The following is a 12,312-nucleotide window of genomic DNA, read 5'->3' as shown; positions in this document are numbered from 1 at the left end:
GGATGATTGAATGTCCAATATGCAGAAAAGAGAGCTTGAATAGGGATGATTATTATAGTGTTTTTAGGTGCAGAATCTGTGGCTTACTAATTCAGTACCGTCGCATTGAAGAAGTAAAGAGAGTGCTAAAAGAAAATGGTTTATTCCAAATGGCTAACCCAGTTTTAGCTGAAACTGTTTACTACCCGCTTCTAAAGGAAGTCTTTGAAAGCCTGAAATTGATTAACTGGGGCGCACAACAATTTTTTATAATTAACGATCGTGGAAAACGAACATTAAACCAGTTGCTGATTGAGAGCAAAGAAGAGCTGCACAAACGTATTGAAGAACTGAATAATGTAATTGTAATTTTGTAAGCGACTGGGATTTGCAAATTTTTCATGGCAAATAAGGCCGTACGAAAGTAGCCAAAAGCCCATTCCGTGCATAGTCTGTGTCCTGAGAATCATTACGTTCATACGATTCAATCGGGCGATACGTTATATCATCTTGCACAGGTTTATCACGTCAGAAGCAGCCATCGGTGGAAAGCGAATCTTAACGGTTAAAGACAATTTTGGAGTGTGGCATTCGTTCGGATTTCAGGAACCTACAACTTTATGATGAATCAATGCTATGAAAACACCAACTATCCGAGTCTTGGAGAAGTTGGTGTTTTTAAGTTTTGAGCCGTCTGGCATAACGACATGCTCGATTATATAATCGAAAACATAAAACAGTGGAAATTTCGTTTGTGAAGAAAAATAATGAACAAGACCATATCCAATTTGTCCTCAAATTCTTACAATAGTAGAGGTGAAAGGATGGGAAATTTTTCAACAAAAGCGAGGTTTTAGCTATGGGAATTGTTATTTATCCACCTACGATTGATTGGTCGTACATGAGGCAAAGACCTCAACATTTGATGAGTATGTTCGCGAATCACGGATTTCCTGTTTTATATTTTAATAAAAAGAATCATAAAGGACCAGTTGTTGAAAGGATTGTTGACCGTTTATATGTGATCAATAACGCCGAATTCTTCATGAAACATTTGTTTCCTCAAATTAAGGGCGAAAAAAAGCTATATTGGACTTCATGGAGCAAAATGTTAAGTAAAGCAGATCTTTTTCAAGCTGATGCCGTTGTTTACGATTGTGTGGATGATTTTCCGGATTGGGAGCAAGACGAGCAGAGATGGATAAACCGGGCTGATATGATTGTATGCACAGCCGAAACATTGAAGGAAAAGATGGAGAAACTGGTTCCACATAAGCCCATCCATATCATTAGAAATGGCTGTGATTGGAATCATTTCTCGAGAGCTCTTTCTATGAAAATGGTTTATCCCTCACCTGTCCTTCAAACTCCTGGGAGTAAAATCGGTTATGTAGGAGCTTGGGCCCCATGGGTAGACGAAAATTTATTGCAGACCGTTGCTGCTTCTTTTCCCCAATCCCAGATCATTGTTGTAGGTCCGCAGCTTAGAGCGGATGCGCCGAATCTGGCTCCCAACGTACATTATCTCGGATATCGTGATTACGGGGAATTGCCTGCAATATTGTCTTACATGGATGTCTGTATCATTCCTTTTCGTCTAAACCGAATAACGGAGAGCACCAATCCTGTCAAGGTGTATGAGTACTTGGCAGCGGGTAAACCGGTGATATCAACGAATTTGCCCGAAGTCAGGAAGCTTCAGCCTTATGTAAATATAGCTGAGAGTGATCAGGAATTTGTTGAACTAATTCGAACTTCGTTGCAGACCACTACAATGGAAAAGAGACACGAGTATTCGGCATATGCCAAAGAACATAGCTGGAAACAGAGATTTTCTCAAATCACTGCCATGTTGAACACTCATTACCCAGAGTTTATAAGCCCTTCCGTTTCGACTAGAACATTAGATGTTATGACAAAGAGCTTTCGGGCTTATTCCGTCGCGCTCAACCATTGCACGGTAAATTCTTATTACGCTGACTCCAATTTTGCTAAGGATCCTGCCCTAATCGGTCAGGTGTACGAGTGCTTTTTCAAGTCGGAGACAGGCGTATCGCGTCGCTCAATTGAGAGAGTCTTCTTGGAATTTGAAGTCGCGGGGAACCATCCGAATTGGATGGAAGCAGAAATTCAAATCGGTCTATTCAACCAATCTTGGGATAGGCACCTGTTAACCTTTCATAATCGACCTCAAAGCACGATTATAGCCCTATGCAGACAAACTGACAGCGTCAATGAGACTGTAACTGTAGATATAACGTCTTTTGTCACATCCAGCATTCTACCCTCGATTCATCTAAGTACATCATACTTCCAGATTATAGGTATTCATGATGCCCGTCTAACGTTTATTGGGAAATAAAGAAGGGGGATTAGTCTTAATGAACATAGGTGTTAGTGGATACTACGGCTTCGGCAATTTTGGTGATGAACTATTCCTGAGAACTTTAAAACAGACATTTGCGGAAGATTGTATCTTCCCTTTCTCTTCCTTTTTAGATATAAGTAAGGTGGATGCAGTAATCATAGGGGGAGGGGATCTGATTACTCCGTATCATTACAACAATTTTTACTTCCCTCAAGCGTTGTCTTCTTATCCTACTTGGGTCTATGGGGTAGGTATCGTTGATTTCTATCCGGAGGAGACTTGGCCGGAAGAAGAAGTTAATCAATATAGGGATCGTCTGCAAATCACTCAGGGGCTGTTCGTCAGAGATGAATGGTCAGCCGAAATCGCCCTCAAGAAACAGTTTCATACTACGGTCAAAGTTGTACCTGATATCGCGTTTGGTTATAAAGAACCGAATTACCCGATCCGATTTTCAAATAAACCTGTTATTGGGGTTTGCACCTTTTCTTATGAGGATTTTCCATTTGAAAATGTTGTGAAGATCTTGACGGAACTGTCCACTCGAAATTATCACATTGTTCTCATCCCGGTTATCCTTAATTCCAAAAATCCTTATTCGGATAGCGGTATATGCTTGAGGTTAATGGAGCAAATTAAAGCGGCGAATCCAGGAGTGGCCATCACGATAGCCGATTGTAACCACGATTTGGATATGACATACAGCTACATTCAATCTGTTGATTATTTAATTACATTTAAGCTGCACCCCGCAATTGTAGCACTGCGAAAGGGGATACCGGTTCTCTGCCTGAGTAAATTGGGTAAGGTAAAAAGCATGCTTGGTTCTTTCAATCTTCAACAATATATGGTTGATTACGAAGAACCCCTTCAGAGGTTGATGTCGAAAGTTGAGTTGCTTTTATCTGCAGGGAAGAAGGACGTATCTACGATATTACCTTTGATCCGATTGAAGGAAAAAATCGGTGATGCTGAATTAAATAGCTTTAAAAAGATGATTCGGCACCAAATATTACGTTAGTTTCTGCAAGAATGTCTCAATTTGCTTAGCACGATGTTCCCAAGTATGGTTTAACGCATATTGAATGCGTGAATTAGCATCCCCTGGATGTTGTAATCGGAGATTTACAAGATCTGTAAATATTCGGTTTGAGGTTGAAATATCCACATAAGGCTGCATGCGTCTGCATTCCGGTAAATTAGTCGTAATCACTGGTTTCCCTGCTGCCAAATACTCGTAAGCTTTGACGGGGTTTGTAGATAATGTGAGAGGATTCAGACGAAAAGGGATGATACAGACAGATAAATTGATCAAATAAGCGGGGAGCTGATCATGGCTTTTCAATCCCAAGAATTGAACTCCAGTAGTATTCTTAACATACTTCCTACCGAATTCCGGTCCGATTATGACGACCTTCGTCCCGTTTAGATGTTTCGGAAGGCTTAGTACTAGGGACTGGTCTACCCAAGGGGCCCAAGCACCGATGTACCCTACCAATTGTCCATCAGGCAGATCATCTGGCTTCTTACACGGAGTGGATGCTACATGATGTAAGCCCATATCGGGGTCATAACCGTTGGGAACCAGCACAAGAGGTTTGGTTGGGTATTTTCGGGACAACTGAATCTTCAACCTCTCAGCTGTGCACACGATTGCGTCTGCAGTCATGACCATGTCATGTTCATAAGGTGCCCATACAGCGAATTCATCCACACAATCGTAGATGATCGTATCCGGGTGATATTGACGCAAAGTTGAAGACAATTTAGGAAATGAGCACCACACAATAACTGGTGCTTGATTTGTCATTTTTATTTGAGGCCATTCATGAGTTAACCAGCGTTCATGATGATGGACGAGATGAAGGTTCGGCTCGATCTGTTCTGTGGGCAAATCCTTCACTGTTTTGTTGCAGTAGTAAACGATGTGACCTAATCTAGAAAATTGCTTCATCAACTGCTGAGGACGTTGCTTCATCCAAGACCAGTCGATTGTCGGAGGATATATAAATAGAGCCATCCTGTTCCATCCTTCCCAAAAATAAAAATAGTCTAACGCTACATTATGTGCAATCTTTCTCGTTTGGTTCTGAGAACCAACCATGGAACGGATACATATATATAGTCTGAAGATCTTAACATTAGGTGATTCGGGAGATACCAGAGATGATCTTATTTATTATCGGTGGTCAACAAGAGAGTCTTATCCGGCAGACTGCGGAAAGTGCAGCAAGGGTATGTTCCTATGCTCAAATATACAGCTTAAGCATTAATTACGCTTCGACAATGAACATGAGAATGGCTCAAACCAATTCTCCATATTTTATGACAGTGAATGCAGGGGTGAGATTTGATTCGCCATTTCAAAGGGATATTGTTCATGCTTTACAGCTATTTCAAGACGATCAAGTAGGTTGGGTCTCGTTTCTTTCCATTGGAAACAAGCCTCAAATAAATGGAAATGAAATGCCTACTCTATGGAACAAACATTGCCTTCAAAAAGGTTTGACTAAAGGCTTTGCTAACCGAGCTTTTTTGCCTTTTGATTCTTTGGTACTGTTAGATCGGCAATATCAAGCTATGGAACATGGGTGGAGAGGTGCTTGCGTAGAATCGGCCAACTGGGAGAGTAGACCTAGCAGAACTTCTGGGTGGCGAAAGCTTGATAAGGAACTCGAGCTGAACGCTCCCATACTGAGAAGAGAGCCGTTCACTCTTAATCATTCTTTTGATCCGAAAGTCAGTATCGTACTATGTACCTTTAATGATGGTTCCTATCTACCGTGGGCAATTCGAAGTGTATTAGCTCAAACCCATACTGCATGGGAGTTGATCGTAGTGGATGACGGTTCAACGGATGACACACAGGAGATCCTTGATACTTTCATAACAGAGCCTCGCATGCGCTGCATACGCAATGAAAGAAACGAAGGAAAATCCAAAAGTTTGAACCTGGCCTTACAAATTGCAAGGGGATCATGGATTCTTGAAATCGATGCGGATGACTGGCTTGCATCGGACTGTATAGAAAGTATGCTGGAGGCAGCGTCATCTTCAGGACAAGATACAGCTCTTTTGCACGGCAACTACCATCAGTGGAGCGAAAAGGCTGACGGAGAGTTAATCTATAGAAAGCTGAATGTATCCATGGTTAAGGTCGACAAGGATAAGCTGTTAGATAATGCTATTCCTTTAGCACCCAGATTTTACAGGAAAGATGCTTTAAAACAAGTGGGCGGCTGGTGCACAGTTGATCCTACTCAAGGCAGGCTCTATGAAGATATCGAGTTAATATCGAGATTGTCTAACTCGTTCCGTATATCCCATGTCGCAAAGCCACTTTATCATCAGAGACTTCGATTGAATAGCATTACTCACCGTAACCAGCACCGTTATAGTGAGTGGAGAAACTGGATGCGGCACAGGGGGAATTTATAATTCGTTCCCGATGATAAAGTGGGGGTTGGCACCCCCACTTTATGGAAAGATCAAAAGCACTCGAAGATATTCAACGGATTGAATTAATATAGTTAACTGCGTCGATGAATAGCTATCAACGAAATTAATTGTGAAAGTGCCGTTGTTTACCGAGAGCAATTGACCGGAGAAAAACTCATTGGCTAGAAACACTTCAATCGTGCGACCGATATGAGTCGAGAGCAATTGTTCGAAGCTCATAGAAACTCCTCCTTACTCATTTTTAAATAACACCATTAATTTGACTAATCAATATCAGTACTATATTGCCGGAATCTTCGTTAATTTGGATGACATCCGTACCAATCAAGGTCAAGATTCCACTGACTTCACCAGCATCGGTTAGAATAGTAACTCGCGTATTGAGACGACTTTGTAAAAGCTCAATTAGGGGATTCGGGGTCTCTGTACCGAGAGTGAAGATTAAAGTTATGCCTTTACTGTCCGACTGTTTGTAGTCCAACGTGAAGTTTGCACCCTGAAGGATTACCATTGCTCTCGCTACACTTTTTCCATGCAATTCCTTTTTATAACGACTAATGGAGCTGCTGACGTACTTAACATCAATTCTATGGCCATCAAATGAAGCTCTCAGAACCACAACTTCTGCCATTTGTTCTACCTCCTAGTTCATAAGGATTATTTTTTAACAAACACTTTTCTACCTATTTATTTGTTACATCTTCAACACCTCCTATAATTGTGTTTTCTCATCAAGAGAAAATTTCACTCCAGGCCGCGTCGGATCCACGCCAATCTGTCCCTTTGGGAATGGTAAGAGCTTGTATTTGATACAACGACCAATTATTACGCACGACATCGGTTCGATTTTCATCCGTATGATAATTGACAATAAGTAGAAGATAGTTCGAAGTTTTCACCCATGGATGTAAAGCATTCCGTAAGTGCACAGCTTCCTCTTTGGTAGTTTGAGTCCGTACTAAAAGAAGGGATGTACTACGAGTCAAAGTGTCCAGGAAACGTTGAACCCGACGATCAACTTGAATTTTGTACCGGCTATACTCCTGATTCCACAAGCTGCCGGGATTTGTAATCGGGAAGTCATGATAGGAAATAACTTGATAGAAATTATCTCTGACTACATAATGCTGATGAGCTTGACCCAATACTTGGAGATGCTCCATCTCCATGAAATTTTGAAACTCATTCTGAACAAGTTTAATCAGACCGTCCGTGTTACTGGTAATGAACCAGTCCAACGGACCGGAAGATTTTCTAAGCTGCAGCCTCTTTAACTGATAGGCTGTTTGGCATGAAGATCCAAGACTCACGATGTCACTGAATAGGTTAAAGTAAGTTGGAATCAAACGGCATCACCCTTTTAACTTAAAAATTCTGTTTCAGGTTTAGTCCTTTCAATACGTTTATGATTCGTTCGGAAGCATTTCCGTCGCCGTACGGATTTAATGCTTGAGCCATAATTTCATATTCTCTTCGATCGTATAGTAGCTTCGTTGTTTCCTCTATGATGTCTTCTACGTTCAGTCCTACTAGCCGAAGAGTTCCTGCGGTTATGCCTTCTTGCCTTTCGGTTTGTTCCCTGATTACCAAAACGGGAATATTCAAAGCCGGAGCTTCCTCCTGAATGCCACCCGAATCTGTCAAAATTACATAAGCACGTTTCATGACATGGACAAAACACTCATAATCGAGCGGCTCTACGACGTGGATTCGGTCATGTTGGATTAAGTGTATAGAAGCCTGTTTGCGAAGCAGCGGGTTTTTATGGATCGGTAATAAGACACGCAACTGCTTATTTTCTTCTACAAGACGACTGATAGCCCGGTATACTTTCCACATTTGCTCAAAACTTTCTCTGCGGTGGGTTGTTACGAGCAATAATTGCTCATCACTTTCTATAATCTTGTGGAGCTCTTGCGGAAACTCGTACGAAGTTGAAGAGACCTGAAGAAGGGCATCAATGACAGTATTTCCTACTGTCCATACCCGTTCAGACGGGACCCTTTCTTCAATGAGATTTTTCTTGTTAGCATCCGTAGCGGTAAAATGATAGCTAGCTAGGCGAGTAATTAATTGGCGATTCATCTCTTCCGGAAAAGGAGAATTGCAGTTGTAAGTACGAAGGCCGGCCTCGATATGGGCGACGGGAATCTTTAGAAGGAAGGCAGCATACGCCCCAGCAAATGCAGTTGTCGTATCACCTTGAACGATGAGAAGATCTGGAGCTTCGGTTTTTAATATGGGTGTAAGTGTTGTTAAGATATCGGCGGTTAGTTGTTCTAGAGTTTGTGTATTTCGCATTAATTTAAGTTGGTAATCCGCTTTAATGAAAAAGGTGGTTAAGACCTGATCCAACATTTCTAAATGTTGCCCTGTGTTGATTACGACAGGCTTAAATAGGGGTTCTTGGTTCATTCTATGAATAATCGGTGCTAGTTTAATTCCCTCCGGTCTAGTTCCCACTATGACAGCAATTCTCAATGAGAATTCTCCTTTCCTCTATTAGGTTTTCTATAATTCATTCATATATTATGTAAAAAATAAACTTGTTGTGTGTGAAGTTACTATAATATGGAAAAAACAAGCTATAGCCTGATAATGCACGTTTCTAGACTTGGAGCAGTTCTTTTCAGTATCGAGGATGGTCCCTTGAGGCGCGGCTAGATAAGAGATGCTGGGACTCAACGCGGCTATTGAGGCTGCCCGAGCGGCCGAACACGGACGAGTTCGCGATCGTCGCGAACGAAATCCGCAAAATGGATGAAAGCAAGGTCGCCGCGAAAAACAGTAGAGAGCAGTTGGACGTTATCCTAAACTCGTTTGAGCAAATGATACTCGTCGTGAATTCTGAAACAACAAAAACGAAGCCACGCGGGTTTGCGGGCTCCGAAACATAGTTTGGCATAAATAATAAAGCCCGCCATAGCAAAAACCTTGTGCTATGGCAGGCTTTTGTTAGTCTTTTTCAAGCGGAGCTGCTCACATATGTATACTAGCAGCATACTTTTGTTTAATGCTCTTTTCCTCCAAACATCTCACTGGCGTAAATGACACCAAGTCCATAAGCGCCGCCGTGATCTTTTGCTATCGTGAGAACATCATTGTAAGTTTTTTGATTAGCCCAATCACGCTGCATCTCAAGCAAATATTGCAACCACGTAATAGGTACGGCACCAGCCTGGATCATTCTTTGAACAGCCATTTCATGCGCCTCTTGACTTACACCTCCACAAGCATCCGAGATAAAGTATACTTTGTATCCCGCGTCAATTGCTGAAAGAACTGGATCGACAACGCAAACTTCAGTCCAGAGGCCCGCTATTACAAGTTTCTTTTTACCGAAGCTTTTTACTTTATCTACGACGCGTTGGTCTTCCCACGCATTCATGGTTGTACGGTCAATCGGCGCTTGATCTGGAAAAACAGCTTTAATTTCCGGAAAGATTGGACCGCTAAAAGTTTTCGAAGCGACCGTAGTAAGTACCGTAGGCACACCGAACAACTTCGCGGATTTTGCAACTCCTGCTACATTATTTCGGATTGTTTCCAAACTATGCGATTTCGTTGCGAAAGCCATTTGTGGTTGATGGTCAATTAGCATGAGGGAATGATCGGTTGGAGTTAACAAACGAGGTGAAGCATTCGTTGCGTTCGCCTTAATCTCAGCCCCTTCCGAAACCTTAGTAGCAAGCGCGTTGAAATCTGATTGCGAAGACCCGGTTGCATAAGGGCGAACATTATCTCTTGCAGTTTGAGCAACATAATCGCGAGGGACTTGCCCATCACTAATTGTATTAACTTGCAAACCCTTTGTTTGAACATTTGTTTCATTCGGACCCTTAGCGGTACAACCTGTCAAAGCAGAGACTAACATTACACCAGCCATTGAGTAAAGAAATTTTTTCATTTAGAAACACCTCCATCATTAAGATGATTCAAGAGAGGTGGCTTTATCCAAGAAATTTATCCCATTACAGTTAGCCAGCAATTAACTACTAAAAATATATTGACTAATTTAATGTAAGTATATATTATGATAACTATAAACTAGATTCCTTATAATATATCAATTAAAACAGTCGAGAGGTGAGGGTTATAGTGAACAAAGTAAGTTGCGTTTAATTGCACTAAATGTTTTTAGAGATTACTTTTGTTTATTTATGACTAATATCTCTAAATAAAGATACTTTATATTAAGATTATTTTACAAAAAACAAAAGGGAGCTAACAACCATGAAAAAATTTCTTACAGGACGCACAGTAACAACGCTAGCGCTTCTAACTGCCGTTGTATCCACAACTGCATATGGTTCTATGATCGTAGAAAAAGCGAATGCACCTGCTGCCGCGACTAACCAAGGTACAACTTCCATTCATGCAAAGGCAGTTCCATCTCCAAGATTGTTAACACCAACGAACCACACGCTGCTCATGATCGATCACCAGCCGCAAATGGCTTTTGGTACTTCGTCTATTGACATCGCGACATTGCGCAATAACGTGACTGGACTTGCTAAAGCAGCGAAAGCTTTCAATGTACCAACCGTTCTGACGACGGTGGCTTCGAAGTCGTTCAGCGGACCGATTTTCCCGGAAATCCAAGCTGTTTTTCCTGATCAGCAGCCAATTGACCGTACGACAATGAATGCTTGGGAAGATCAAAGAGTCGTAGATAAAGTTAACAGCTACGGTAAAAAGAAACTAGTCGTTTCTGGTCTATGGACAGAGGTGTGCGACTTGTCAGCCGTTCTTTCCGCGATCGATCAAGGATATGAAGTGTATATCGTAACCGATACTTCAGGCGGCGTATCGAAAGAAGCGCACGATATGGCGGTAGAGCGCATGATTCAAGCCGGCGCAACGCCAATCACATGGGAGCAGTACTTGTTAGAGCTGCAACGTGACTGGGCTCGTTCTAAAACTTACAAAGCCACAACGGATATTGCCAAAGAACACGGCGGCGCATACGGATTAGGCATTATTTACTCGCAAGCCATGTTTGGCGGTAAGGAAGGACATTAATCAAAGAGAATCAAAATTTTAAAAGAGAGGGACTATCAGATTATGTTTAAAAAGACGCCAGTTCTTCTGTTAGCGCTTTTCATTTCCGTTTCGTTAGCCGCATGTGAAAAAACCGATGAGAAGAAAGGTATGGCATCTAGCAGACCCGTTGCAAGCACCACAAGCTTACCGGAAAATGTTGGACATTCGAATCAGGAAAATCCCGATCCGGGTAAAAGCGTCTCTGCAACTCCTACCACAGCTGCACTTGAGGCTGCAACCATCTTCAAGCAAAATTGTATAGCCTGTCATGGTGCAGAGTTGGAAGGGAGAATGATTGGTCCCAATTTGCAAAAAGTAGGTGCGCGTTTAAGCAAAGAAAAAATCATTAACCAAATCACTAATGGGAACACAATGCCACCTTTCAAAGATAAACTGAACAAGGAAGAAATTGAAACGTTGGCCAGCTGGCTAGCAGCCAAAAACTAGACACCTCTACAGGTGCATGTACGAGAAACGTATGTTCATGTATTGCAGAAATGATTACCATTGATATCATTTTAAAAAAGAATTATCTTTAATTTAAGATAGTTAAATTTAAGATATTGTGAAGGAGGTGAACTCTATGTTATTCCAACTAGAAGATGATCAAGCTATTTCGCTTAAGACCTTTGTTAATCTTTCAAAAGCCTACAAAACGCTTATGGACAGAGCGGTTAAAGATATGAAGCAAAACGGTCTGTCACCTTCGGAGTTTACGATTTTGGAATTGTTATATACAAAGGGAAGAATTCCACTGCAGCAAATTGGTGAAAAGATTTTAATTACCAGTGGAAGTATCACCTATAATATCGATAAACTGGAGAAAAAAGGTCTATTAAAACGTGTGCATTGTGAAGAAGATCGAAGAGTTATTTATGCTGAAATTACACCGGCGGGGTATGAATTATTCGACCAAGCTTTTCCCGGTCATGCAGAAACGATTCATTCCATCACTCAAGGTCTTTCTCTAGATGAAAAACAAGAAATTACAAAACTTCTTAAGAAGCTAGGAAAAGGAGCATAATAAATAAATACAGATCTTCAGTGTTTGGGCGGCGGTATGAACTGAGATAGCCCCAAAAAAGGCAAGAGCAAAAAGGAAATCTAGATGTGAAACACGGAAAATAATTTACTCATGAAAAAGTATTGACTTATTAATCGTAAGTGTATATTATAATAAATGTAATTGAAATTCCTTACACTGTTTCAAATATTCAAAGTAAAATAAAGGGGGCATAGTTGGACAGAGTAAGTTATCCTTGCTTTTATGCACTGCAATGTGAATTTAGAAATACATTCGGTGATTATCTTAATGTCATATATCTTAATTTTAAGAATAACAAATTAAAGGTAATCATTTATAAAAAAGGAGCAAACAACCATGAAAAAATATCTTACAGGCCGCACAGTAACAACACTCGCACTTTTAACTGCTGTCGTATCGACAAGCGCATTCGGATCTA

The 12,312-nt window shown here is 41.1% G+C and carries 14 protein-coding genes; 8 read left to right on the top strand and 6 right to left on the bottom strand.

The genetic code is table 11. From position 1 onward, the window contains the following. Positions 1 to 2 precede the first annotated feature (2 nt). From BLT91_RS17510 to BLT91_RS17500, 3 genes are all read left to right on the top strand, one after another. Positions 3 to 356 carry a hypothetical protein gene (locus tag BLT91_RS17510; RefSeq protein WP_090823220.1) on the top strand — a complete coding sequence of 118 codons (354 nt, stop codon included), beginning with the start codon at positions 3 to 5 and terminating at the stop codon, positions 354 to 356. Positions 357 to 838: 482 nt separating this feature from the next. Beyond that, entirely contained in the window at positions 839 to 2,341 is a 1,503-nt protein-coding gene (locus BLT91_RS17505) for a glycosyltransferase (RefSeq protein ID WP_090823219.1), read from the top strand. A 19-nt stretch (positions 2,342 to 2,360) separates the two neighbouring features. Next, on the top strand, positions 2,361 to 3,368 hold the full coding sequence (locus tag BLT91_RS17500; RefSeq protein WP_090823217.1) for a polysaccharide pyruvyl transferase family protein: 1,008 nt from the start codon (positions 2,361 to 2,363) through the stop codon (positions 3,366 to 3,368). Here the strand turns inward: BLT91_RS17500 and BLT91_RS17495 are convergent. Continuing rightward, positions 3,360 to 4,367 (bottom strand): glycosyltransferase, encoded by a 1,008-nt coding sequence (locus tag BLT91_RS17495; RefSeq protein ID WP_090823215.1) that lies wholly within the window; start codon positions 4,365 to 4,367, stop codon positions 3,360 to 3,362. The two genes, BLT91_RS17500 and BLT91_RS17495, sit on opposite strands and share 9 nt — an antisense overlap. Before the next feature lie 146 nt (positions 4,368 to 4,513). Between BLT91_RS17495 and BLT91_RS17490 the strand changes: the two genes are divergently transcribed. After that, positions 4,514 to 5,785: a glycosyltransferase family 2 protein gene (locus BLT91_RS17490; RefSeq protein WP_090823213.1), complete on the top strand. Its 1,272-nt coding sequence runs from the start codon at positions 4,514 to 4,516 to the stop codon at positions 5,783 to 5,785. Between the two features lie 39 nt (positions 5,786 to 5,824). On the opposite strand, the gene BLT91_RS17485 is transcribed toward BLT91_RS17490, so the two are convergent. The 4 genes from BLT91_RS17485 to wecB form a co-directional block, all read right to left on the bottom strand. Next, positions 5,825 to 6,025 (bottom strand): hypothetical protein, encoded by a 201-nt coding sequence (locus BLT91_RS17485; protein WP_090823211.1) that lies wholly within the window; start codon positions 6,023 to 6,025, stop codon positions 5,825 to 5,827. A 22-nt stretch (positions 6,026 to 6,047) separates the two neighbouring features. Beyond that, positions 6,048 to 6,437, bottom strand: a complete 390-nt coding sequence (locus BLT91_RS17480; RefSeq protein WP_090823209.1) for a DUF2642 domain-containing protein — start codon at positions 6,435 to 6,437, stop codon at positions 6,048 to 6,050. A gap of 100 nt (positions 6,438 to 6,537) precedes the next feature. After that, positions 6,538 to 7,152: a DUF1796 family putative cysteine peptidase gene (locus BLT91_RS17475; protein ID WP_090823207.1), complete on the bottom strand. Its 615-nt coding sequence runs from the start codon at positions 7,150 to 7,152 to the stop codon at positions 6,538 to 6,540. Positions 7,153 to 7,171: 19 nt separating this feature from the next. After that, positions 7,172 to 8,287 carry a non-hydrolyzing UDP-N-acetylglucosamine 2-epimerase gene (gene wecB, locus BLT91_RS17470; protein ID WP_090823205.1) on the bottom strand — a complete coding sequence of 372 codons (1,116 nt, stop codon included), beginning with the start codon at positions 8,285 to 8,287 and terminating at the stop codon, positions 7,172 to 7,174. A gap of 212 nt (positions 8,288 to 8,499) precedes the next feature. On the opposite strand from wecB, the gene BLT91_RS33915 reads away from it, so the two are divergent. Continuing rightward, a complete protein-coding gene (locus BLT91_RS33915; RefSeq protein WP_090823202.1) occupies positions 8,500 to 8,703 on the top strand; it encodes a hypothetical protein in 204 nt (67 codons plus the stop codon). A gap of 113 nt (positions 8,704 to 8,816) precedes the next feature. Here BLT91_RS33915 and BLT91_RS17460 read toward each other — a convergent pair whose 3' ends face one another. Continuing rightward, positions 8,817 to 9,407 carry a hydrolase gene (locus BLT91_RS17460; RefSeq protein WP_090823438.1) on the bottom strand — a complete coding sequence of 197 codons (591 nt, stop codon included), beginning with the start codon at positions 9,405 to 9,407 and terminating at the stop codon, positions 8,817 to 8,819. An 830-nt stretch (positions 9,408 to 10,237) separates the two neighbouring features. On the opposite strand from BLT91_RS17460, the gene BLT91_RS17455 reads away from it, so the two are divergent. The 3 genes from BLT91_RS17455 (at position 10,238) to BLT91_RS17445 (ending at position 11,873) form a co-directional block, all read left to right on the top strand. Further along, positions 10,238 to 10,828, top strand: coding sequence for a hydrolase (locus BLT91_RS17455; RefSeq protein ID WP_254777004.1), 591 nt, complete (start codon positions 10,238 to 10,240; stop codon positions 10,826 to 10,828). 42 nt (positions 10,829 to 10,870) lie between these two features. Then, complete coding sequence (locus BLT91_RS17450; RefSeq protein WP_302847505.1) at positions 10,871 to 11,296, top strand: c-type cytochrome; 426 nt, start codon at positions 10,871 to 10,873, stop codon at positions 11,294 to 11,296. 136 nt (positions 11,297 to 11,432) lie between these two features. Further along, a complete protein-coding gene (locus tag BLT91_RS17445) occupies positions 11,433 to 11,873 on the top strand; it encodes a MarR family winged helix-turn-helix transcriptional regulator (protein ID WP_090823200.1) in 441 nt (146 codons plus the stop codon). The last annotated feature ends 439 nt before the right edge of the window (positions 11,874 to 12,312 follow it).

The sequence above is a fragment of the Paenibacillus sp. yr247 genome (assembly GCF_900103825.1).
Classification (GTDB): Bacteria; Bacillota; Bacilli; order Paenibacillales; family NBRC-103111; genus Paenibacillus_E.
This window is presented reverse-complemented; position numbering and strand designations above follow the sequence as displayed.